18 protein-coding genes are annotated in these 24,384 nt (G+C 62.5%); 6 read left to right on the plus strand and 12 right to left on the minus strand.

Annotation, left to right across the window (positions count from 1 at the left end; genetic code table 11):
- Window positions 1–47: 47 nt before the first annotated feature.
- Window positions 48–1,385: a tRNA lysidine(34) synthetase TilS gene (gene tilS / locus MM194_RS04050; protein WP_241342743.1), complete on the minus strand. Its 1,338-nt coding sequence runs from the start codon at window positions 1,383–1,385 to the stop codon at window positions 48–50.
- A gap of 271 nt (window positions 1,386–1,656) precedes the next feature.
- Here tilS and MM194_RS04055 point away from each other — a divergent pair, with 271 nt between their 5' ends.
- The 4 genes from MM194_RS04055 (at window position 1,657) to MM194_RS04070 (ending at window position 6,962) form a co-directional block, all read left to right on the plus strand.
- Window positions 1,657–3,690, plus strand: coding sequence for a M13-type metalloendopeptidase (locus MM194_RS04055; protein WP_241342744.1), 2,034 nt, complete (start codon window positions 1,657–1,659; stop codon window positions 3,688–3,690).
- A gap of 113 nt (window positions 3,691–3,803) precedes the next feature.
- A complete protein-coding gene (locus tag MM194_RS04060; RefSeq protein ID WP_033132603.1) occupies window positions 3,804–4,241 on the plus strand; it encodes a PliI family lysozyme inhibitor of I-type lysozyme in 438 nt (145 codons plus the stop codon).
- A 387-nt stretch (window positions 4,242–4,628) separates the two neighbouring features.
- Window positions 4,629–6,359, plus strand: a complete 1,731-nt coding sequence (locus MM194_RS04065; protein ID WP_241342746.1) for an ABC-F family ATP-binding cassette domain-containing protein — start codon at window positions 4,629–4,631, stop codon at window positions 6,357–6,359.
- 63 nt (window positions 6,360–6,422) lie between these two features.
- Window positions 6,423–6,962 (plus strand): GNAT family N-acetyltransferase, encoded by a 540-nt coding sequence (locus MM194_RS04070; protein WP_241342748.1) that lies wholly within the window; start codon window positions 6,423–6,425, stop codon window positions 6,960–6,962.
- 53 nt (window positions 6,963–7,015) lie between these two features.
- Here the strand turns inward: MM194_RS04070 and yjeH are convergent, their stop codons facing one another.
- Entirely contained in the window at window positions 7,016–8,302 is a 1,287-nt protein-coding gene (yjeH, locus tag MM194_RS04075; RefSeq protein WP_241342750.1) for an L-methionine/branched-chain amino acid transporter, read from the minus strand.
- Window positions 8,303–8,436: 134 nt separating this feature from the next.
- On the minus strand, window positions 8,437–9,732 hold the full coding sequence (locus tag MM194_RS04080; RefSeq protein WP_042639614.1) for an HAAAP family serine/threonine permease: 1,296 nt from the start codon (window positions 9,730–9,732) through the stop codon (window positions 8,437–8,439).
- A gap of 500 nt (window positions 9,733–10,232) precedes the next feature.
- Here MM194_RS04080 and MM194_RS04085 point away from each other — a divergent pair, with 500 nt between their 5' ends.
- Entirely contained in the window at window positions 10,233–11,138 is a 906-nt protein-coding gene (locus tag MM194_RS04085) for a LysR family transcriptional regulator (RefSeq protein ID WP_241342752.1), read from the plus strand.
- Window positions 11,139–11,245: 107 nt separating this feature from the next.
- Window positions 11,246–12,652, plus strand: coding sequence for an MATE family efflux transporter (locus MM194_RS04090; RefSeq protein ID WP_241342754.1), 1,407 nt, complete (start codon window positions 11,246–11,248; stop codon window positions 12,650–12,652).
- Between the two features lie 95 nt (window positions 12,653–12,747).
- Here MM194_RS04090 and accA read toward each other — a convergent pair whose 3' ends face one another.
- From accA to bamA, 9 genes are all read right to left on the minus strand, one after another.
- Window positions 12,748–13,698, minus strand: a complete 951-nt coding sequence (accA, locus tag MM194_RS04095) for an acetyl-CoA carboxylase carboxyl transferase subunit alpha (protein WP_033132059.1) — start codon at window positions 13,696–13,698, stop codon at window positions 12,748–12,750.
- Between the two features lie 16 nt (window positions 13,699–13,714).
- Window positions 13,715–17,194 carry a DNA polymerase III subunit alpha gene (gene dnaE, locus MM194_RS04100; protein WP_033132058.1) on the minus strand — a complete coding sequence of 1,160 codons (3,480 nt, stop codon included), beginning with the start codon at window positions 17,192–17,194 and terminating at the stop codon, window positions 13,715–13,717.
- A complete protein-coding gene (rnhB, locus tag MM194_RS04105) occupies window positions 17,194–17,784 on the minus strand; it encodes a ribonuclease HII (RefSeq protein ID WP_241342756.1) in 591 nt (196 codons plus the stop codon). The genes dnaE and rnhB overlap by 1 nt, the downstream gene beginning before the upstream one ends.
- 80 nt (window positions 17,785–17,864) lie before the next feature.
- Window positions 17,865–19,004, minus strand: coding sequence for a lipid-A-disaccharide synthase (gene lpxB, locus MM194_RS04110; protein ID WP_033132056.1), 1,140 nt, complete (start codon window positions 19,002–19,004; stop codon window positions 17,865–17,867).
- On the minus strand, window positions 18,997–19,788 hold the full coding sequence (gene lpxA, locus MM194_RS04115; protein ID WP_241342758.1) for an acyl-ACP--UDP-N-acetylglucosamine O-acyltransferase: 792 nt from the start codon (window positions 19,786–19,788) through the stop codon (window positions 18,997–18,999). Before lpxA ends, lpxB begins: the two co-directional genes overlap by 8 nt.
- A 2-nt stretch (window positions 19,789–19,790) precedes the next feature.
- On the minus strand, window positions 19,791–20,252 hold the full coding sequence (gene fabZ / locus MM194_RS04120; RefSeq protein WP_277605030.1) for a 3-hydroxyacyl-ACP dehydratase FabZ: 462 nt from the start codon (window positions 20,250–20,252) through the stop codon (window positions 19,791–19,793).
- Between the two features lie 24 nt (window positions 20,253–20,276).
- On the minus strand, window positions 20,277–21,296 hold the full coding sequence (gene lpxD / locus MM194_RS04125; RefSeq protein ID WP_241342759.1) for a UDP-3-O-(3-hydroxymyristoyl)glucosamine N-acyltransferase: 1,020 nt from the start codon (window positions 21,294–21,296) through the stop codon (window positions 20,277–20,279).
- Window positions 21,297–21,299: 3 nt separating this feature from the next.
- On the minus strand, window positions 21,300–21,812 hold the full coding sequence (locus tag MM194_RS04130) for an OmpH family outer membrane protein (protein ID WP_033132053.1): 513 nt from the start codon (window positions 21,810–21,812) through the stop codon (window positions 21,300–21,302).
- 147 nt (window positions 21,813–21,959) lie between these two features.
- Window positions 21,960–24,383, minus strand: coding sequence for an outer membrane protein assembly factor BamA (gene bamA / locus MM194_RS04135; RefSeq protein WP_033132052.1), 2,424 nt, complete (start codon window positions 24,381–24,383; stop codon window positions 21,960–21,962).
- Between the last annotated feature and the right edge of the window lies 1 nt (window position 24,384).

A 24,384-nucleotide genomic window follows, 5' to 3' on the forward strand; every position in this document is an offset into this window, starting at 1 on the left:
CGCCAGAAGGCGAGCCTCACGGGCTCGCCGCCGTGACAGGATATGGCTTACAGGTTGTCGGGGGTGATGGCTCGCTGCCAGTGCAAGTCGATGCCGCCCCTCGGCGCCAGAAAACCGTCACAGATGAAGAGCCCCGCCATCGCTGCCACCTGCTCGCCGTAATAGAGGATGGGAATGCGGCCCCGCTGCCAGGAGGGCACCCCGTATTCTTGCAGCAGCTTTTTGAGTCGCCGGCTGCCGCCGCGTCCCACCGGCTTGAGCATGCTGCCCGCCGCCACCCCGAAGCGCACCGTGAGCGGCTCGTCCTCCCGCGGCAGACGCAACCCTTCCCCCGCCGCGCACGACAGCAGGCTGACCAACCCCAGCTCGTCCGGCAATGAGATGGTCTCGCCGATCCGGATGGGCAGCACCTCCTGGCGCGGCGACAAGCCCGGCCGCACCAGATAGAGCCGCCCCTGAAAACGGCGGCAATCCCGCCCCTTCAGACTCAAGCAGGGGTTGGCATCCTCTCGCGCCAGCGCCACCTCCTGCCAGAGCAGGCCGAGCAGCTCCCGCGATGGCATCTCCTCCCCCTGCAGGCGGATCCAGTGGCGCAGCAGGTTATTGCGCCGCACAGGGGACAGAGCCATTAGCGGCGCTATGTGCAGCGACTCTCCCTCTCCGGCGCCCTGCCAGTCGGCCTCCGCCAGCTCGGTGATCAACGCCTCCTGCTCGGCGCACAGCGCCATGCTGCGGGCCGCCGTCTGGGCCATGGCGGGCCAGCGCGCCTTGAGCTGCGGGATAAGCGTCTGGCGCAGGAAGTTGCGATCGTACTCGGTGTCCTGATTGCTCTCATCCTCCACCCAGCCATAAGGCAGACTGGCGGCCAGCTCCGCCAGCTCGTCGCGGCTCACCTCGAGCAGCGGGCGCAGCAGGCGGCCGGCGGCAAACGGCTGGTTCGGCACTATCCCCGCCAGCCCCCGCAAACCGGCGCCGCGCTTGAGGGCCAGCAGCAAGGTCTCCAGCTGATCGTCCTGATGGTGGGCGGTGAGCAGCCACTCTCCCTCCCCCAGTCGGGCGGCGAGGCGCTGGTAGCGCACCTTGCGCGCCTGCGCCTCCAGGCTCTCGCCGTTGCCGCGCTCCAGGGTCACCCGCTCGACGATGAGCGGCACCGCCAGTTGCTGACAGACCCCTTCGCAGTGGCGCACCCAGGCATCGGCATGGGGGCTCAGGCCGTGGTGCACGTGCAGGGCCCGCAACCGGAGCCCCTGCTCGCGGGCAAATTGCGCCGCCAGCACCAGCAAGACGGTGGAGTCGAGCCCGCCACTGAAGGCCACCAGCACGCCATTGGAACCTTCTGGCGCTGGCAGAGTCTGACAAAAGCGAGAATACATACGAGAAATCATTGGCTTCCCCAACATAGCCGGGCCGAACCTGGCCCCTGCTCACGAACGATCACGGGAGATCGTCAACCCGCTTTCGATCCCCACAGGCACCGGAGTTTATACCAATAAGGGAGAATTCCGAGCGGTGCCGTCACCCGGAGCAGGGCCTGAAAGCACATCAGAGGTGAGTGCCTGGCGGCGCCGGGCTTATCAAGCCCCGATCCGGCTGCTAGAGTGAGCCTCCTCCCGGCATGCCAGGGAAACTGAATAACCCGAATTGGAATCAAGCAGAATGAACAATAAGAAGAGCATACTGGCTGGCCTCATCGGGCTGGCCCTGCTGGCCGGCTGTAGTCAGGCACCGGACAACGGCAACAAGCACTCCGGCCTCGCGCTGGCCAACATGGACACCAAGGTCAAACCCGGCGACGACTTCTTCCGTTACGTGAACGGCCACTGGCTCGGCACCGCCAAGATCCCGGACGACAGGCCCGCCGACGGCGCCTTCTACATGCTGCGGGACAAATCCCTGGCCGACGTGCGCGTGCTGGTGGAAGGGCTGGACGGCAAGTCGGCAGCCCCCGGCACCCCGGCCCAGCAGATCCACGATCTCTACCGGAGCTATCTGGATCAGGGGACCCGGGATGCCAGAGGCACGGCCCCGCTGCTGCCCCTGCTCGGCGAGATCGACCAGATCCGTGACAAGAGTGCGCTGGCCAGGGCCTTCGCCCAGGCCGGTCGCACCGGCGGCGATGCCCCCTTCGGTTTCTGGATAGGCGCCGACGCCAAGGCGCCGGACAGCTATGCGGTCTACCTCTCTCAATCCGGTCTCGGCCTGCCGGATCGGGACTATTACCTCAAGACGGATGCGGTCAGTGAGGCCCTGCGCCAGAAATACGAACAGCACATCGCCGCCATGCTGAGCCGCTTCGGCGAGGTGAATGCGGGGGCCAAGGCCAAGCGCATCCTGGCCCTCGAGACCCAGATCGCCCGCATCCAGTGGGACAACGTGGCCCTGCGGGATCGGGAGAAGAACTACAACAAGGGGCCGGTGAGCGAGCTCAAACGTCTCTCCCCCAGCATCGACTGGGACGCCTATCTCGGCGAGACGGGCCTCGCCAATCAAAGCAGCCTGGTCATCGGCCAGCCGAGCTACCTGACGGCCCTAGATGGCCTGATGCGCCAAACCCCGATCGGTGACTGGCAGGCCTACCTCAAGTGGCACCTCATCACCGATTACGCCCCCTACCTCGACAGCCAGACCGATGCCCAGAACTTCGCCTTCTACGGCACCACCCTGAGCGGCACTCCCAAGCAGCGCGCCCCCTGGGAGCGCGCCCTCGGCGTGCTGGACAACAACCTGGGTGAAGCGGTCGGCCAGCTCTACGTGGAGCGCTACTTCCCGCCAGAGGCCAAGGCCCGCATGGAGCAGCTGGTGGAGAACCTGCGCACCGCCTACGGCCAGAGCATCCAGGAGCTGGACTGGATGTCGCCGGCCACCAAGGCCCAGGCGCTGGAAAAACTGGCCAAGTTCAGGCCCAAGATCGGCTACCCGGACAAGTGGAAGGATTACAGCGCCATCGAGATCCGGCCCGATGATCTGATGGGCAACCTGCAGCGGGCCCGCGCCTTCGAATATGCCGACAACCTGGCGCGCCTCGGCAAGCCGGTGGACCGGGATGAGTGGCACATGTCGCCGCAGACGGTGAATGCCTACTACAACCCGAGCAACAACGAGATAGTGTTCCCGGCCGCCATACTGCAGCCGCCCTTCTTCGACATGACGGCGGATGATGCGGTCAACTACGGCGCCATCGGCGGGGTGATCGGCCACGAGATGGGCCACGGCTTCGACGATCAGGGGGCCAAGTCAGACGGCAACGGCCTGATGCGCGACTGGTGGACGCCGCAGGATCTCAAGGAGTTCCGCTTCCGTACCAGCCGGCTGGTGGCCCAGTACAACCGCTTCGAGCCCATCAAGGGCCAGTACGTCAACGGCCAGTTCACCCTGGGGGAGAACATCGGCGATCTCGGCGGCCTCACCATAGCCCACAAAGCCTACCTGCTGTCCCTCGATGGCAAGGAGGCCCCGGTGCTTGACGGCTTCACCGGCGAGCAGCGCTTCTTCCTCGGCTGGGCCCAGGTGTGGAAGGGGATGTACAGGCCCGAGCTGATGCAGATGCTGCTCTCCTCGGATCCCCACTCCCCGCCCGAATATCGGGTCAACGGCGTGGTGCCGAACATCCCCGCCTTCTACGAGGCGTTCAACATACAGCCGGGTGACAAGCTCTATCTGGACCCGGCCAAACGAGTCAAGATATGGTAATGAGGCGTTCGACAGGGTGCCGGTCAGCAGAGACTGCCGGCGCCCCTGTCGAGAGCCGGTATACGGCGGGGACCCAGTTCCCGCCATCAATAGCAGCAACAAGGGTCACATCCATGAAAGCCTTATTTATTACTCTCGGTCTGCTTAGCCTGCCACTGACCACACAAGCGGCGGACGGTCTCTTCAAACAGCTGACGCTGCCCTCCGGCCAGGTGATCACCGTCAGCGAAGGGCGCGGTGAGCCCGCCTCCACCGGCAGCTACGACGTGCGCCTCTACTCCGGTGCCAACCCCGAGTTTCCCCTCGATCAGTTCATCGACGGCAAGGTGCTGCCGCGGGATGGCAGCATCAAGGAGCTGAAGCTGCAGGATCTCAACGGTGACAAGCAGCCCGAGCTCATCGTCATCGTCGAGAGCGCCGGCAGCGGCAGCTATCGCAGCGCCGACGCCTTCACCATCAACCCACAGGAGGGGCTCGACAGCTTCAACCATGTGGAGGGACTGGCCCCGGGCGAGGACCTGATCCAGGCGCTCAAGACCCCGCGCGACTGATCCCGCCCCTCTGCGAAAAGAGCCCCGCCCCGCGGGGCTCTTGTTTTTCCGGCTGCCCCGATGAAGGCCCCTTTTCACTGCCAGATCCCCTCATCACAACCCGATATCCCCCCCATTCCTCGATAGACGGCTATTTTTTCTCCGCCTATAATCGCCGCACATTGCCATAACGAAACACAAGGAGGTAAAAAATGGTTATCCAAGCGTGTCCGATGTTCTCGGCCCGCCTGTTCGGCACATTCGAGTGCTCTTGCCTGCACACCATCGCGCTGCGATAGCGGGTTCGAGCAAAGCCGACTCCTTCCAAACCGAGACCTTTCTCGACCGTTGTCGCCAGCGCTCCTGATGACAGGGATCTCCGATCCCGTGATTTAAGAGAGCAAGAGCATGACAACCCTGATGAGTACCCACTCCCTGCAGATGACTGCGGGACACCTTCCCTTATTCGACGGCCTCGATCTCAGCATCCAGAGCGGCGATCGCATCGGCCTCATCGGCGCCAATGGCAGTGGCAAGAGCACCCTGCTCGCCCTGCTCGCCGGCCAGATCCCGCCCCATGACGGACGCATACACAGAGCCGCCCCCTGTCGCTGCGAGTTTGTGTCCCAGCATCTGCCCGCACAGTTGCAGACACTCAGCACCCGCGACGTGCTGGCAGAGACCCTGGCATTCGACCCCAGCCTCGACTGGCAGGTGGACAAGATGCTGACCGAACTGCAACTGAGCGAACAGGCGGCACTGCCGGTCAGTGCCCTGAGCGGTGGCCAGCACAGCCGCTTGCAGATAGGGCGCGCCCTGCTGCGCCAACCCAACCTGCTGCTGCTCGATGAGCCCAGCAACCACCTGGATCTGCCCTCCCTGCTCTGGCTTGAGCGCTTCCTGCTGGGCTGGCGCGGCGCCCTGGTGCTGGTCTCCCACGACGCTCGCCTGCTCGATCGGGTGACCAGCGACACCCTCATCCTGCGGGACAGGCGGCTCTATCGCTTCGCCCTGCCCTGCAGTCAGGCCAGGGTGGCGCTGGCCGAGGAGGACGACAATGCCCGCCAGCGCCGGGCCGACGAGCAGAAGGAGATAGACAGACTGAGTGCCAGCAGCAAGCGGCTCGCCATCTGGGGGCGGGAGCACGATAACGAGAAGCTGGTGCGCCAGGCCAAGTCCATGGAGAAACGCATCGTCCGGCTACAGGAGGAGCAGAGCCAGGTCGGCGCCGGTGCCCCCTGGCGGCTCGAGCTGCACGGACTGGGGCTGCAAGCCGACGCCCTGCTGCGGCTGGAGGCGCTCGAGGTGCGTCCGGCCCCCGACCTGCCCCCCTTGCTGCGAGCCGAGGGGCTCAGGCTCCGCTCGGGAGACAGGGTCGCCTTGCTCGGTGCCAACGGCACGGGCAAGTCCTCCCTGCTGCGCCAGTGCTGGCGCGAGCTGTGCGAGCAAGTGCCACCCGAGGGCTGGTATCACCACCCCGGCGCCAGCATCGCCTACTACGATCAGGCCCTGCAGCAGCTCGACGATGGCGCCAGCCTGACCGACGCCCTCTACTCCCTGGCGCCTCTGCCGGGGGTGACGCTGCGTCAGGCCTTGATCCGCGCGGGCTTCCCCTACTCCAGGCACGGCCAGCAGGTGCGGGCCTTGAGTGGCGGCGAGCGGGCCAGACTGCTGTTTCTCGCCCTGTCGCTGGCCAATCATCATCTGCTCTGGCTCGATGAGCCCACCAACCACCTGGATCTGGAGGGCAAGGAGGAGCTGGCCGAGGCCTTGCTTCAGTTTGCTGGCGGGGTCTTGCTGATCTCCCACGACCGGGATCTGATCGAGCGCAGTTGCAACCGCTTCTGGCTGATACGAGACGGGCGGATCCACGAGGCGCACAGCGCCGAGCGGGCCTATGCCGAACTGCTCGGCACGCAAGAAGAGGACAAGGTGAGCGATTCGCCCGACGCGGCCGCCGAGCAGCCGAGCGGGACCGGGGATGACGAAGAGGCGCAGCTGGCACGCTGGTATGAGCTGGAGGCCTTGCTGGCCGCCGATCTCGCCCGCAGGCCCAAGCACCAGACTCCAAGGCTGCAACAGGCATGGCGCGACGAGTTGCATCAACTCACCGCGCATCTTGGCCTCAACGAGTGCTGATCCGGCAACCCGTTCCCATCCCATTAACCCAAGGCGGCCCACCGTGGCCGCCAGGAGACACCCATGTCACACCCATCAATAGCCAAGCTCGAGCTGAGCCCCATCCAGGTCAGCGATCTGATCCACATCTATCGCGGCCTGTCGGATCCCGACGTCATCGCCTACTACGGCGTTAGTTACCACAGCCTCGCGGCCTGCGAGGAACAGATGGACTGGTACGCCGAGATAACCCGGACCGGCAGCGGCGCCTGGTTCCTGATCCGCGACCCGGACACCCATGAGCCAATGGGGGCCATCGGCTACAACGACGCCGACCCGCGCCACAAGTGTGCCGAGCTCGGCTACTGGCTCTATCCCGAATACTGGGGCAAGGGGATCATGGGCGAGGCCTTGCGGCAGGCGCTGGCCCTGATCTACCGCACCACGGATCTGCATCGGCTACTGGCGGTGGTCGAGGAGCCCAATACCCCCTCTGCGCGCCTGCTCGAGCGGGCCGGCTTTCACTATGAAGGCACGGCACGGGAGTGCGAAATCAAGGCCGGTGGCTTCATCTCCCTGCACCAATACGCCATCTTGCGCAGTGACCTGCCAGGCAATCAGTAGCCAACAAAAAGCCCCGCACTGCGGGGCTTTTGCTATCGGGTTGCCGACTGGCATTACTTGATGGCGGAGAGGGGGCCCTCATCGTGCAGGCGCCGACGACGACGCGCGCGGCGCCACAGGGAGAACAGGCCGTAACCCGCACTCAGCAGCACGGCGTAAAGCACCTGGGAGGCGAGCGCCACCAGCACGGCGAGGCAGAGCAGCACGCTGAGCCCCGCCAGCCCCTTGCCCATGCCGCCGAGCAGGCGCCAGCCCGCCGCCATGCAGAGCAGATAGACCAGCACGAAGTTGCCGTTGGCATAGCGGATGAGCTCATCGAGCGGCAGCTTGAGCCAGAGGATCAGGGTGATGGAGACAAGGCAGATCACGAGCACCCAGCACAGGGCCGCCAGCGGCGCCCCCCGGGCCGAGAGGCGGGAGAGGGAGACCGGTAGTTTGCCCTCCCGCGCCATGCTCCAGATCAGGCGCGCAAAGCCCTGCAGATAGATGTTGATGCTGGCAAAACAGGAGAGATAGCCCAGGATCGCCACCAGCCACTTGGCGGTCGGCCCGAACAACAGCGAGAGCAGGGCCGGGATGGCGGTAGCATTCTTCGCCTCGTCCCCGTAGAGGCCATATTTCAGCACCACCAGGGAGTGGATCCAGTAGATGAGCCCCGCCAGCAGCACGCCGCCGAGCAGTGCCAAGGGGTAATCCCGCTCCGGCCGCTTGAACTCCTCCCCCATGTGGGCGAAGGCTTCCAGCCCCACGAAGCACCAGAACATCACCGCCAGCGCCGTGCCCATGGCGGGCCACTGCGTCTCGGTCGGCAGCGGCTGGGCGGCATCGCGCCAGCCGAGATCCCCCTTGAACCAGATGAGCAGGGTCAGCCCCAGGATGGCCAGGGCGATCAGCAGTTGCAGGTTGCCCGAGGAGCGCGCGCCGCGCAGGCCGAGCAAGAATACCCCGAGCAGGGTCAGCAGCTGGATGCCCCACAGGGTCCACTCCCCCATGTCGAACAGGGCATGCCAGAAGCCGGCGGCTATGGTGAGGGCGGCGGGCAAGCCCACCGGCAGCACCGCCAGGAACAGGAAGGCGGAGAAGCGCTCGGCGCCGTTACCAAAGGCGAGACCGATGAGGTGCGGCGCACCACCGGCATGAGGGTAGCGGCGGCCGAGCCGGGCGAAGGTAAAGGCGATGGGCAGCACCAGCACGATCAGCAATACCCAGGCCCAGAGCGAGGCCCCCCCCGCCAGCGACGCCGCGGTCGCCGGTACCACAAAGATCCCGGTACCGAGCAGGGAGGTGGCGAGCAGCCCCATCCCCTGCCAGAGCCCGAGCTCCTTTTTCAACGCAGACATATTCCTTTTGTCCCGACTCAAAAAAACATCCCGCCATGTTAGGCCGCCATCACGCGCTTGTTAAGGGCTATCGTGCTCCCATAAAAAAAGCCGCCTCTTTCGAGGCGGCTTTCTCACAAGGTCTTGCTTTGTTATCAGGCAATCAGCTTGTAGATGATGCCGGACATGGCGATCAGGCCAATCAGGGTCACGAAGCCGTTGCTGATGTTGCCAGCGTATTTGCGCATGGCAGGCACCTTGGTGATGGCGTACATCGGCATCAGGAACAGCAGCATCGCGATGATGGGGCCGCCCAGGTCTTCGATCATGCCGAGGATGCTCGGGTTGATGGTGGCGATAGCCCAGGTGGTCAGGATCATGAAGATAGCGGTCACTTTGTTGAGCTGCTTGATCTCGACCTTCTTGCCCTTCTCACGCAGTGCCTTGGCCATCAGGCCGTTCATGCCTTCTTGTGCACCCAGGTAGTGGCCCAGGAAAGACTTGCTGATGGCGACCAGGGCGATCAGCGGTGCTACGGTGGCGATAACCGGGTTGTCGAAGTGGTTGGCCAGGTAGGACAGGATGGAGATGTTCTGTTCCTTGGCGGCAGCCAGGTCGGCCGGGGACAGGCTCAGTACGCAGCTGAACACGAAGAACATCACTGTCATGACCATCATGACGTGGGCGCCCAGCAGGATGTTGCTGCACTTCTTCTCGGCGTTCTCGCCGTAGCGGCCTTTGTTGTCCACCGCGAAGGAGGAGATGATCGGGGAGTGGTTGAAGGAGAACACCATCACCGGGATCGCCAGCCACAGGGTCTTGATGAAGTCACCGTTGAAGGCATCGGACAGGGCCGGTGCTTCGGTGATGATGGCACCGTTCCAATGGGGGATCAGGTAGAGTGCCAGACCCATCAGGGTGATGACGAACGGGAACACCATCACGCTCATCGCCTTGACGATGACCTGGCCGCCGAGGCGAACGATCGCCATCAGACCCAGGATCAGCACCAGCGACAGGATGGCACGGGGCGGAGCAGACATGCCCAGCTGGTGCACCATCAGGCTCTCGACCGTGTTGGTGATGGCAACAGAGTACATCAACAGGATCGGGTAGATGGCGAAGAAGTAGAGCAGGGTGATGAACTTGCCTGCGGTCTTGCCGAAGTGTTCTTCCACCACCTCGGTGATGTCGCCATCACGGGTGGAGCCGGACAGCACGAAGCGGGTCAGGCCGCGGTGTGCGAAGAAGGTCAGCGGCAGGGCCAGGACCAGCATGGCCACCAGCGGCCACAGACCACCGACACCGGCGTTGATCGGCAGGAAGAGGACACCGGCACCGATGGCGGTACCGTACAGGCCCAGCATCCAGACCAGATCGGCCTTGTTGATGCCACGGGAAGATGCATTACTGGCTAAGCTGCCTTCAACTGCAATATTCATGTCAGACATAGGGTTGTTCCTGTCATCAAGGAAAGTGGAATCTTACTAGTCGGGTGTGGGCCATGGGCCCGGTTCCATCTCCCTGGAACGCCTGCTCTTCGTCCTTTTTACTCTCACACCCCGGCAATCGGGCCATCACTCCTTGTGGCAACCAAATCGCAACAAACGAAGGTGTGAGATCGTGATGCTGATGTGTGTCGCGCGTTTTATTTAACAACCTCGCAACGACCACCTCATTCGATGGGCTGACTCTAATTAAAAGGGGCTATTAATCACAGCGTTTTTTTGAATTAATCAACCAAAGTTTGACTCCAGTCGCCTTTCAATCGCGCAAGATCACATTTCAGGCGCCGATTTGTTAGATTTTTTTAACAAATCAAATTTGTTTCACTGGATTCTATGGCCTGAGAGCAACACAATTCGTTCACAACTTCCGTTTTAGCGTGCTGATTGTGTCCCTTCCTGCCATGGCGTACCCTAGTTTTCCCCCTCCCAGTTGCTTAATTACCATGGCCATCACCCGTACCGACCTCGCCGAACTCGCGGTATTTGCCGCCGTCGCCCGCCACCAGAGTTTCAGCAAGGCGGCACTCGAACTCGGGGTCTCGGCCTCGGCCCTGAGTCACTCGCTGAAAGGTTTTGAGCGTCGTTTGGGCGTCAGATTGCTCAATCGCAGCACCAGAGCCGTGGTACCGACCGACGCCGGCCAGCGGCTTCTGGCACAACTGCTGCCGACCCTGAGCCAGCTGGAAGGGGCGCTCGAGGAGTTGACCCGCCACGGTGATGAACCGGTCGGCAGATTGAAGATCTGCGCACCCCGCGCCGCCATCCACGATCTGCTGGCCCCCGTGCTGATCGACTATCTGATCCGCTACCCGCGCATGCAGGTGGAAGTGGTGGAGCAGGAGCTGATGCCACGCCTCATCGAGGATGGCTACGACGCCGCCCTCTTCTATGGCGACCTCCTGCCCAAGGAGATGATCGCCGTGCCGCTGGGCCCGCTGCACCGTTATCTGGTAGTGGGATCACCTGATTATCTGGCACGTTGTGGCACACCCAACCACCCATCTGATTTGACCCAGCATGATTGCATCGGTTATCGCCTCACCCCCCATCATCACTACCGCTGGGCATTTGCCGCCGACGGCGAGTTGCTGGAGATAGAGGTGAGCGGGCCCCTCACCACCAGCACCCCGGCACTCTATCTGGGGGCGGCCGAGGCGGGATTGGGATTGGCCTATTGCTATGAGGAGGAGGTGAAGGAGGCGCTGGCGGCGGGTCGGCTGGTGACGGTGCTGGCTCCCTGGAGCCCCGTTTTTGCCGGTTTCAATCTCTTCTATCCCAGTCGCCACCAGCTCGGCAGCGGCCTGCGAGCCCTGATCGACATGTTGAAGGCGCACCATCGCCAGCCTTGATTAATGAGCAGTATTCAGCAATTCATCAAGTAAAAGCCGGATTATCAATTAAAATGTGACAATCTACACTGTGACTTCGATCCCTGAACCCGGCGAGAAGCACAGTTATGTCAGCCTATTTCATCCGACGCCAGCGGGCCATGACCCGGCGCTTCTGGGGCTACGCGCTCCCCTCCATCCTCGCCATGCTGGTCTCCGGCGCCTATTACCTGGTCGATGGCATCTTCGTCGGCCACTACGTGGGGGCTGCCGGCCTCGCCGGCATCAACCTGGTCTACCCGGTCATCATGGTGCTGATCGGCCTCGCCGCCATGCTCGCCATGGGGGCCGCCACCACCATCTCCCTCCAGCAAGGGGCCAGGCAGTTAACGTCGGCCCGCCAGACCCTGGTCAATGCCCTCTGGCTGGTGCTGATCCTGGGCGCGATCGCGCCGCTGCTGCTGCACCACTGGCACGGCGACATCCTGCGAGCGCTGGGAATCGAGCCAGGCTCGGCCATCTGGCAACAGGCCAGCGACTATCTCACCTGGATTGGTGGCGGCACCCTGCTACTGGCCGCCAACCTGGCGGTGCCCTATCTGCTGCGCAATGACGGGCGCCCCAGGCTGGCCATGATCCTGGTCAGCAGCGGCGCCGTGCTCAACATCCTCCTCAACTACCTCATGGTCGGTCAGCTGGGGCTGGGGCTGGTGGGCACCGCCCAGGCGACACTCATCTCCGAGGCCGTCGTCAGCCTGCTCGGGCTGAGTTACTTCTTCACCCCCTATGCCAGATTACGCCTCTCCCCGTCCATGCTGCTGCCCAGAGTCGGTGCCATGCCCGCCCTGCTGTTCTGCGGCCTGCCGAGCCTCATCGCCCAGTTCAACCTGGGATTGCTGTTGCTGCTGCACAACAGCCAGCTGATGATCCACGGCTCGGTCAAGGATCTGGCCGGTTTCACCGTGGCCGGCTACACGGAGGCGGTATTCGTGGTGATCCTGCAGGGGTTGGCCTTCGGCATCCAGCCCCTCATCGGCCAGGCGGCAGGGGCCGGGCGACACAGGGATCTGAGGTTCCTGATGATGATGGGGCTCAAGATCACGGTGATCTACGGCATGGTGGTCTGGCTGCTGATCCAGCTGCTGCCACGCCAGGTCGCCATGCTCTATACCGGCGTCCAGGATCCCGAGTTGCTGGCGGCGGCGGTGCGCAGCCTGACCCTCAACCTGGCCGCCATTCCGCTGGAGGGGGTGCTGCTATTTGGCATAGTGCTGCTGCAATCCATGGCCCATACCCGCCAGGCGCTGGCGCTCTCCCTTGGCAAGACCCTGCTGCTGCTGCCGATGATCACCCTGCTGCCGCTCTGGTGGGGCCGTGACGGTGTGCTGCTGGCCCAACCCGCCAGCATACTGCTGCTGGCCCCGCCGCTGTGCTACCTGCTGTGGCGAGAGTGGCGCGCCCTGGCCCCGGCCAGCACAGCCAAGCGACCCGTCCCCCTGCCCAGCCGGCAACAGCAGGGTGTCACGCCGGGATAGGGCCCGCGAGCCCGCCACCGCGCATCACCAAGATTGTCCATAAAAAAAGTCCCCGCATGGCGGGGACTTTTTCTTGGCTCGCACTGCCGACGGGATCAGCAGTAGCCGTAACCCAACAGGCGCTGGTAGCGCAGCTCCAGCAGTTGCTCGCTGTCGAGCGGGCGCAAGACCGCGAGATCTTGCTTGATGCGGTCCTTCAGGCGCTGGGCCATCAGCTCCACGTTGCGGTGGGCACCGCCGAGGGGCTCTTCGACGATGTTGTCGATGAGCTTGAGCTCCTTCAGGCGCTGGGCCGTGATGCCCATGGCATCGGCGGCGACCGGCGCCTTGTCGGCGCTCTTCCACAGGATGGAGGCGCAACCTTCCGGCGAAATGACGGAGTAGGTGGAGTACTGCAGCATGTTGACCCGATCGCCGACGCCGATGGCCAGCGCGCCGCCGGAGCCGCCTTCACCGATCACGGTGCAGACAACCGGCACTGTCAGACCGGCCATGACTTTGAGGTTGCGGGCGATGGCCTCGGACTGGCCACGCTCCTCGGCACCCACGCCGGGGTAGGCGCCCGGGGTGTCGATGAAGGTGATGATCGGCATCTTGAAGCGCTCGGCCATCTCCATCAGACGCAGGGCCTTGCGGTACCCTTCCGGACGCGGCATGCCGAAGTTTCGTCGGATCTTCTCCTTGGTCTCGCGACCCTTCTGCTGACCAATCACCATCACCGGCTCGCCGTCGAGACGGGCGATGCCACCGACGATGGCCTTGTCATCGGCATAGGCGCGATCACCCGCCAGCTCGTCGAAGTCGGTGAAGATCTGCTCGATGTAGTCGAGGGTGTAAGGGCGCTGGGGATGACGCGCCATCTGGGATACCTGCCAGGCCCCCAGATCGCCGAAGATCTTCTTGGTCAGCTCTTCGTTTTTCTTCTCCAGCCGACGGATATCTTCGCTCAGGTCCACGGCACTGTTGTGCTCACTCACATGGCGAAGTTCATCGATCTGAGCCTGCAATTCGGCGATCGGCTGTTCAAAATCCAGAAAAAGACTCATAGGGACTATAGATCCTCTAATCAAAAACCAATTCAACCCGCTCTCGTCCAAGCAGGACTCGCAAGTCATCTATCAGTTGATCGGTGGGCGTCACCCGCCACTCGGTACCGAGCGTCAATCGCACCCGGGAGCCGGGGCGACGATAGTTTACCTGAACCGGACAGACTCCGGCACGGGCGGGTTCCAAAATCTCGCACAAACGCGGGAAAAAGCGCTCATCAATGCGTTGTTCATCGAGGGAAATGCGGATCGCCCTGGCGAAACGCTCCCTCGCATCGTTAATATCCAGCAATTCGCGGGCCGACATTTTAAGGCCACCGGAGAAGTCATCAAAGCTGACCTGTCCAGAAACCACCAAAATACGGTCTTTTTGCATCAATTCTTCGTATTTTTCCAGCGCTTCACTGAACAGGGTCACATCCAGACGGCCAGATCTGTCGTCCAGGGTGAAGATCCCCATCTTGTTGCCGCGCTTGGTCACCATGCTGCGGGCGGCGATCACCAGCCCCGCCGCCGTGGTGATGGTGTCGCGGGAGGTGGGGTGCAGATCGCACAACCGGCCCGAGGTGTAACGGCGCAGCTCGCTGCTGTACTGGTTGATGGGATGGCCGGTCAGATACAGACCGAGGGTCTCCCGCTCCCCTTCCAGCCAGACCTTGTCGGGCCAGTGCGGCACGTTGGCGAACGCCTTCTTGACGTCATCGATCTCCTCGGTGAGCACCCCGAACATGTCGACCTGGCCCACCGCCTGCGCCTTGGCGTGCTGCTCGGCGGCGCGCATCGCCTCCTCCAGCGTGGCCATCAGCGCCGCCCGGTGCGGGCCCAGTCTGTCCATGGCGCCGGAGAAGATCAGCTTCTCCATCACCCGCTTGTTGATCTTCTTGATGTCGACCCGGTTGCAGAAGTCGAACAGATCGCGGAAGGGACCCTCACTGTCTCGCGCCGCCAAGATGGCGTCGATGGGGCCCTCGCCGACCCCCTTCACCGCGCCTATACCGTAGACGATGTGGCCGTCTTCGTTGACGCTGAAGCGGTAACGACCGGTGTTGACGTCCGGCGGTATCACGGTCAGCCCCATGCGCTGGCACTCGTCCACCAGGGTCACAATCTTGTCGGTGTTGTCCATGTCGGCGGTCATCACCGCCGCCATGAATTCCGCCGGGAAGTGGGTCTTGAGCCAGAGCGTCTGATAGGAGACCAGCGCATAGGCGGCGGAGTGAGACTTGTTGAAGCCGTAGCCCGCAAACTTCTCCACCAGATCGAAGATCTTGATCGCCAGCTCGCCGTCGACGCCGTTCTTGACGGCGCCTTCCTCGAAACCGGAACGCTGCTTGGCCATCTCCGCCGGGTTCTTCTTGCCCATGGCCCGGCGCAGCATGTCCGCCCCGCCGAGGGTATAGCCCGCCAATACCTGGGCTATCTGCATCACCTGCTCCTGATAGAGGATGATGCCGTAGGTGGGCTCGAGTATGGGTTTGAGGCTCTCGTGCTGCCACTTCTCGTCCGGATAGGAGATGGCTTCCTTACCGTGCTTACGCTCGATGAAGTTGTCCACCATGCCGGACTGCAGCGGGCCCGGTCGGAACAGGGCCACCAGGGCGATCATGTCTTCGAAGCAGTCGGGCTTGAGCCGCTTGATCAGATCCTTCATGCCGCGGGATTCGAGCTGGAACACCGCCGTGGTCTCGAAACGCTGCAACAGCGCGAACGACTTCTTGTCGTCCAGCGGGATGGCGGCGATGTCGACCGGCGCCTTGCCCTCTTTGGCCAGGCGCGGGTTGATCATGCCGAGCGCCCAGTCGATGATGGTGAGGGTCCGCAGCCCCAGGAAGTCGAACTTCACCAGGCCCGCGTATTCCACGTCGTTCTTGTCGAACTGGGTGACCGGGTTATTACCGGAATCATCGCAATAGAGCGGCGCGAAGTCGGTGATCTTGGTGGGCGCTATGACCACACCACCGGCGTGTTTGCCGGCGTTGCGCACCACCCCTTCCAGCCGGCGCGCCATGTCGATGAGGTCTTTCACCTCCTCGTCCTGCTCATAGAGCTCCGGCAGCTTGGGCTCGGCTTCGAACGCCTTGGCCAGGGTCATGCCCGGATCCGGCGGTATCAGCTTGGAGATGCGATCCACGAAGCCGTAGGCATGGCCCAGCACCCTTCCTACGTCCCGCACCACCGCCTTGGCCGCCATGCTGCCGAAGGTGATGATCTGGGAGACCGCCTCCCGGCCGTACATCTCGGAGACGTGATCGATCACCTCGTCCCGTCGGTCCATGCAGAAGTCGACGTCGAAGTCGGGCATGGAGACCCGCTCCGGGTTCAGGAAGCGTTCGAACAGCAGATCGTATTCGAGGGGATCCAGATCGGTGATCTTGAGGGCATAGGCCACCAGCGAACCGGCACCCGAGCCCCGGCCAGGGCCAACGGGGATGCCGTTGTCCTTGGACCACTGGATAAACTCCATCACGATGAGGAAGTAACCCGGGAAGCCCATCTGGTTGATCACCTTGAGCTCGACCTCGAGGCGCTCGTCATACTCGGGGCGACGCTCGACCCGCACCGCCGGATCCGGGAACAGGAAGGCCAGTCGGTCTTCCAGCCCTTCCCTGGACTTCATCACCAGGAAGTCTTCGGTACTCATGTCACCGGTCGGGAAGTTCGGCAGGAAGTATTCGCCGAGGCGCACCGTCACGTTGCAGCGCTTGGCGATCTCCACCGTGTTTTCCAACGCCTCGGGGATGTCGGCGAACAGATCCAGCATCTCCTCCTGGCTGCGCAGGTACTGCTGCGGGCTGTAACGGCGCGGCCGACGCTTGTCCATCAGGGTGTAGCCATCGTGAATGGCGACCCGGATCTCGTGGGCATCGAAATCCTCTTGCTTGAGGAACACCACCTCGTTGGTGGCGACGACCGGCAGTCCAAACTCGGTGGCGATGGCCACCGCCATGTGCAGGTAGGTCTCTTCGTCCGGCCGACCGGTGCGCAGCAGCTCGAGGTAGTAAGCGTCGGGGAAGTGGCGCTGGTAGAAGGCAAGGCTCTGCTCCACCATCTGGCGGTTGCCCTTGAGCAGGAACTTGCCCAGATCCCCCTCGCGGCCGCCGGAGAGCACTATGACCCCCTTGGCGTGATCCGCGAGCCACTCCTTGTCGAGGACGGGACGCCCCTGCACGTGACCGCGCTGGTAGCCACGGGAGATGAGCAGGGTGATGTTCTGGTAGCCCTCGTTGTCCATGGCCAGCAGGGTAAGGCGGAACTGCTCGTCACCGAGCTCCTGGCTCTGCACCCAGACATCCGCCCCGACCAGGGGCTTGAGCCCCTTGCCATGAGCGCCGCCATAGAAGCGCACCAGGCCGCACATGTTCATCTGGTCGGTCAGCGCCAGCGCCGGCATGTCGTTGGCCGCGGCAGCGCCGACGATGGGGCCGATTTTTTGCAGGCCATCGACCATGGAGAAATCGGAGTGGACCCGCAGGTGGATGAAGCGAGGCTCGGCCATTATTCGATCCCCAGCGCACGGCGCACCGGTTTGAAGCTTTTGCGATACTCGGGCAGGGGGCCACGCTCGGCCAGGATGGCGAGGTGCTCCGCGGTCGGATAGCCCTTGTGGCGGGCAAAGCCGTAGTCGGGATGACGGCCATCGAGCTCGGTCATCTCGGCATCCCGGGTCACCTTGGCGAGGATGGAGGCGGCGCTGATGGCGGCCACCAGGCTGTCGCCCTTGACCACGGCGCGGGCCTCCATGGCTAAGGCCGGGCAGCGGTTGCCATCGATAAACACCAGCTCAGGCGCGATGGCCAGACCCGCCACCGCGCGCTGCATCGCCAGCATGGTGGCGTGCAAGATGTTCAGCTCGTCGATCTCATCCGGGCTGGCCCGACCGATGGACCAGGCCAGCGCCTTGGCCTTGATCTCGTCAAACAGCGCGAGCCGCTTCTTCTCGGAGAGTTTCTTGGAGTCGGCAAGGCCCGCGATCGGGTTGGCCGGATCCAGGATCACGGCGGCGGTGACCACGTCCCCCACCAGGGGGCCACGGCCCACCTCGTCAACCCCGGCTACCAGCTTGTCTTGCGGAATATCGATTTGCATATCAACGCCTTGAATCAAAACCGGCCCCGCAGGGCCAGTGTCAGCACAACCTAACGCCTCGGGCGCACCTGCCATCACACCTATCTGCCGAGCAGCTCGGCCACCGCCTCGGCGGCCTGCACATCGGCATTGCAGCGAATGCTCTTGTGCAGCTTGGTGAAGGTGGCGATCAGTTCACGGTTGTCGTGATCCAGCAACTTGCTCACCTCCTCCACCAGATTGCAGGGGGTGCACTCGTGCTGGATGAGCTCGGGCACCAGCATCTGGTCTGCCAGCAAATTGGGCAGGGAGACATAGTCCGTCTTCACCAGCCACTGGGCAAGCCAATAGCTGAATGGCTTGAGCTTGTAGCCCACCACCATGGGTTTCTTCACCAGCATGGCTTCCAGGGCGGCCGTGCCGGAGGCGAGCATCACCACGTCGGCGGCGATCATGGCCTCGCGACCCTGGCCATCGAGCATGACCATCTCGAGATCCGGCGCTACCTCAGCCTTGATCTGCAGGAATTGCTCACGGCGCTGTTGGTTCACCAGGGGGACGATGAAGCCAAGATCCGGGCAATGCACCGTCAGGTGCTTGCAGGCCTCGAGGAACACAGGCGACATGAAGCCAACCTCGGCGCTGCGGCTACCCGGCAATATCGCCAGCCAGCGGCGGGAGGGGTCTATGCCCAGTTCCCGGCGCACGGCGGCTTGATCCGGCTCGAGCGGGATGGCATCGGCCATGGTATGCCCGACGAAGCGGCAGGGCGCATCGAAACGGTCGTAGAAGGCTTTCTCGAACGGCAGGAAGGCGAGCACCATGTCGGTGGCGGCCTTGATCTTGTGAATGCGGCTCTGCCGCCAGGCCCAGACCGAGGGGCTGACGTAGTGAACCGTCTTGATACCGGCGCGGCGCAGCTTGAGCTCCACCCCGATATTGAAATCAGGTGCATCCACCCCGATGAAGATATCGGGTGGATTAGCAATAAAATGGCGCAACAGTTCGCGGCGCACCTGCAGGATGCGGGGCAGACGACCCAGCACCTCGCTGATGCCCATGACGGAAAGCTCTTCCATCTCGAACAGGGCCTTGACGCCGAGCGCCTGCATCCGCGGTCCGGCAATGCCTTCAAACCGCGCATCCGGGTAGCGGGCCTTGAGCTCGCGCACCAGACCGGCGGCCAGGATGTCACCGGAGGTCTCTCCGGCGACGATGCCGATGCGGATGGGATCAGGCACGGATGATCCCGCGCTCGTTGTCTTTGAGGAAATCGACATAGAGCTGGACCGCAGGTTCGCTGGCAGCCATCTCGATCAGCACCGGCAGCACCTCTTCGATGGTCTTGCCGGAGCGGAAGATCTCTTTGTAGGCACGTTTGACAGCAGAAATCGCCTCCGGGCTATAACCACGGCGACGCAGCCCCTCGGAGTTCACCCCGAACGGTTTGGCGTAATTGCCAGCGGCCATCACGTAGGGCGGCACGTCCTTGTTCAGGGCGGCGCAGCCGCCGACGAAGGCGTGGGAGCCGACACGACCGAACTGGTGAATGGCGGAGAGGCCGCCGAAGATGACGAAGTCACCGATCACCACGTGACCCGCCAGGGTCGCGTTATTGGCGAAGATGCAGTTGTCACCGATGATGCAGTCGTGGGCCACGTGCACGTTGACCATGAACAGGTTGCCGCTGCCCACCTTGGTCAGGGCCTGATCCTGGGTGGTGCCACGGTGCACCGTGCAGTTCTCGCGAAAGACGTTGTTGTCGCCGATCTCGAGGAAGGTGCGCTCACCGGCGTACTTCTTGTCCTGGCAGTCCTCACCGATGGAGGAGTGCTGGAAGATCTTGTTGCCACGACCTATCTTGGTCGGGCCCTTGATCAACACGTGGGAGCTGACCCAGGTGTTGTCACCGATTTCCACCTCGGCACCAATGACGGAAAAGGGGCCGATTTCCACCCCTTTGCCGATCACGGCAGACTCATGGACGATGGCGGTATCGTGAATGATGGCAGTCTGGTCGATCACGGTTACACCTCGCGTTTGGCACACATCAGTTCGGCAGTACAGACCACTTCACCATCGACGGTGGCGACACCGGTGAACTTGGCGATACCGCGGCGCTCCTTCAGGAACTCCACGTCCAGCACCAGCTGATCCCCAGGGCCGACCGGGCGCTTGAAGCGCGCGTGGTCGATGGAGGCAAAGTAATAGAGTTCGTTGGGGGACGGTTTGCCCACCATGGTAAAGGCCAGGATACCGGTGGCTTGCGCCATGGCTTCCAGGATCAGCACGCCAGGAAACACCGGCTTTGCCGGGAAGTGGCCTTGAAAGATCGGCTCATTGAACGAGACGTTCTTGATGGCGCGCAGGGTCTTGCGCTCATCGCTGATCTCGTAATTTTCCACCTTGTCCACCATCAGGAAAGGATAACGGTGGGGCAGCAGATCCATGATTTCCTGGATGCCCAGGCTCTTCTTTTCAGTAGTCAAAACAGTACCCTATACCAATCGTGGTTATTCTTGTTCCAGCGCTTTCTCGAGCCGGCTCAACCGTTTATGCATCTCTTCGATACGCATCACCCGAGCGGCGGTCTTGCGCCACTCCTTGTTGGTCTGCAGAGGGATACCGGAAGAGTAGACGCCGGGTTCGGTAATGGGTCGCATCACCATGGCCATACCGGTGACGGTGGCCTGGTCGCAGATCTCCATGTGCCCGTTGAAGACGGAGGCGCCGCCAATGATACAGTATTTGCCGACCTTGAGACTACCGGCCATCACGGTGGAGCCCGCCACGGCGGTGCCGTAGCCGATCTCGACGTTGTGAGCGATCTGGCACTGGTTGTCGATGATGACGTTATCCGCGATGCGGGTATCTTCCAGCGCACCCCGGTCTATGGTGGTACAGGCACCGATCTCGACCCGGTTGCCTATGGTCACGCCACCGAGCTGGGGGATCTTGATCCACTCGCCACGCTCATTGGCATAACCGAAGCCATCTGCCCCGATCACGGTGCCGGCTTGCACCAGACAGTCCGTGCCCAGGGTCACGTTGTGATACAGGGTGACGTTGGCCCACAACCGGGAGCGCGCTCCCAGTCGGGTATGCTGGCCAACGAAACAACCTGGGCCTATACGCACGTCATCCCCCAGCACGACGCCGGACTCGATGACGGCGTTGGCGCCGATGGCTACTCTCTCACCCAGCTGCACGTCCGCCGCGATGACGGCGCTCGGATGGATATCCGTGGCCGGTTGCGGCGTGGTGTCCAGCAGTTGGGCGACCCGGGCAAAGCCCACATAAGGGTCTTTGAGCACCAGGGCATTGGTGGGACAAAATGGCAAATCCGCCTCTGTGATGAGCACGGCCGTGGCCTTGCTCTGCTCCAGATAGTGCCGGTACTTCTTGTTGGACAGGAAGGTAATGTCACCCTCCCCGGCCTTTTCCAGTGTCGCTACCTTGCGGATTTCCTGGGTCCCATCGCCATGGACCTGGGCCCCCAGTTGCTGGGCCAGCTGTGCGAGAGTGAATGCCATCAATTAGTTGCTCTTGCTTACCTGAGAGATAACCTGACCGGAGATGTCCAGCTTGCTGGCCGCATAAGGCGCTGCATTGCGCTCCAGCACCAGATCGTAGCCATTGCTCTTGGCGATGGAGTCGATGGCAGCCTGAACCTTGGTCAGGATCTTGTTGCGCTCTTCCGCCTGGCGACGACCGTTGTCCTGCTCAAATGCCTGACGCTTCTGGTTGAATTCCATTTGCAGCTTAGCCAGCTTCTCCTGGTTCTGCTTCTTCTGCTCGGCGCTCATGAAGGCTTCATCCTTCTTGAACTTCTCGACCAGCGTCTGACCGTCGGACTCGAGCTTCTGCAGCTCACGCATGCGCGGCTCGAACTCGCTCTTCAGCTTCTTGGCCACGGCGTCACGCTGGGGCAGCTTTTGGAAGACTTCGCTCATGTCGACCACGGCAATCTTGGTCTCAGCCCAGGCGGAGCCCATACCGGCAGCCATCAGTGCAAAACTCAAACCAGCTACTTTCAACGCTTTATTCACACTTACTCCTTGGTCCCTCGGTTGAGGGCTACCTGATTTACCTGATAATGCAAGCGATCCTCAGGACCGTCTTGTTGCCTGGTGAGGCACGCAGATTGCGCATCCCATCATTGATGCCCCCGCCGAAGCGGGGCGCGTCCGTTCCTCTTAGAAGGTACGGCCGATGTTGAACGAGAAGACTTCAGTATCATCCCCTTCGTACTTCTTGAGCGGCTGTGCCAGCACGAAGACCAGCGGGCCCATGGGGGAGAGCCACTGCAGTGACAGACCGGCGGACACCCGGATATTGCTGGGGTCGGAGTAGTCCATCAGGTAGTTACAACCGCTGAAGCAGCGATTCTTGTACTGGTTGAAGTCGAAGTTGGTGTCCCAGACCGTACCGGCATCGAGGAAGAAGCTGGTTCTGAGCTGAGGCTGATAGCTTTCGGAGGCGAACGGCGTCGGCACTATCATCTCGAGGGAAGCGACCGCCAGCGCGTTGCCCCCCACCGAGCTGTCGGTGCCCTGAACGACGTCATTACCGCCCAGGTTGTAGTAATAGAGCGCCTTCGGACCCACGGTGTTGCTCTTGAAGCCACGCAGGGTATCGAAGCCACCGGCATAGTAGTTCTCGAAGAACGGCAGCACGTGATCGTAGTCGCCGTTACTGCCATAACCATTGCCGTAAGAGGCACGGGCCTTGGCCAGCATCACCCACTGGTGATCCGCATCGAACGGGAAGTAATGGGAGTCTTCGGCGTTCAGCTTGTAATACTGCAGATCCATGCCCGGCACCGTCACCTTGGCATTCACCCGCTGACGGTCACCCGCGGTCGGGAACTGACCTTTGTTGAGGGTGGAGCGGGTCCAGCCGGCGGTGACGTCGACGGTGTTGAACACCAGTCGGTTGTCACCGTCCAGATTGCCGCTGTACACCCTCCAGAACTCATCCACCTGAACATAGGGGTTGGGCTGGGACAGCTTGTTGTTCTCGTAGCCGAGGCTGAAGTCGAGGCGGTTGTTCTCGTTGACCGGGAAGCCGCTGGAGAGGCGGAAGCCGATGGTGGTGTTCTCATAGTCAACGATGTTGGCATCTGCCGCGCTGAACTCGTTGTAGTAGAGACGGCCACCCAGGCTGACACCGTCGACGGTGAAGTAGGGATCGTTGTAGCTGAGATCGATGCTCTTCGAGTAGTCGTTGGTACTGGCGTTGATACCGATCTTCTTGCCGGTACCCATGAAGTTGTCTTGCTGCAGACCCGCCTGCAGGCTCAGGCCCGACTCGGTGCCGTAGCCGATACCCGCGTTGATGGACCCCGCCGGCTGCTCCTTGACCTTGAAGTCGAGATCGACCTGATCGTCGCTGCCCGCCACCCGCTTGGTGTCCACTTCCGCGGTCTCGAAGAAGCCGAGGCGGTTGAGACGGGTCTTGGACTGCTCGACGTTGTCGGAGGAGAGCCAGGTGCCTTCCATCTGACGCATCTCGCGACGCAGCACTTCGTCCTTGGTGGTGACGTTGCCGCTGAAGTTGATGTTGCGCACATAGACCCGGGGACCCGGCTCTATGTTGACGATCAGCTCCACTTCCTTGGTCTCGTCGTTGACCTGGGGGAAGGTGACCACTTTGGGGTAGGCGTAACCGTAACGGCCGAGGAACTTGGAGAGCACCTCTTCGGTGTGGGTCACCTGGCTGGCGGAGTAGACGCTGCCCGCCTCAATGGGGACCAATCCCTTCATCTCGGCGCCGCGATCGATGAGATCGCCCTTGATCTCTACTCCGGAGACCTTGTACTGATCCCCTTCCTTGATGTTCAGGGTGACGTAGACCCCTTTCTTGTCAGGGGTCATGGAGACCTGGGTGGACTCCTGAGCGAAACGTATGTAGCCGCGGTCCATGTAGTAGGAGCGCAGCACTTCGATGTCACCGGCCAGCTTCTGCTTCTGGTAGCGTTGATCGCCGGTGAAGTTCCACCAGGGCACATCGTCCTTGAGGGAGAGCTGAGCCAGCAGTTTCTCTTCCGGGAACACGTTGTTGCCGACGATGTTGATCTGCTGGATCTTGGCCGCGGCCCCTTCCACGAAGGTGAACTTGAGGTCGACCCGGTTGCGGGGCAAGGGCGTGACGATGGCCTTGACCCTGGCGGAGTATTTACCCACGCCATAGTAGAAGTCTTCCAAGCCCTTCTCGAGGGAGCTCAGCACGGTGCGATCCAAGGGATCACCGACCCGGATGCCGGAGGATTCCAGGCTCTGGGTCAGCTGCTCTTCCTTGATGTCCTTGTTGCCGGAGAACTCGATGCTGGAGATGGTCGGGCGCTCCTTCACCACGACCTGCAGCACCTGACCGTCACGATAGACTTTGACGTCCTCGAAGTTGCCCGAGGCATAGAGCCGCTTGATGGCGTTGGCCAGAGTCACGGAATCGACGGAGTCCCCGACCCGGACCGGCAGATTCAACAGGGCGGCGCCCAGGGTCACCCGCTGCAGACCCTCGACCTGAATGTCTTGCACCACAAAAGAGGCAGGGGCCGCCTGAGCCAGGAGGCTGGCTCCCAGCAGGCAACTCAACACCAATGCTTTTTTAACAGCCATT

This window comes from Aeromonas sp. MR16, from assembly GCF_022549315.1.
Lineage (GTDB): Bacteria > Pseudomonadota > Gammaproteobacteria > Enterobacterales > Aeromonadaceae > Aeromonas > Aeromonas aquatica.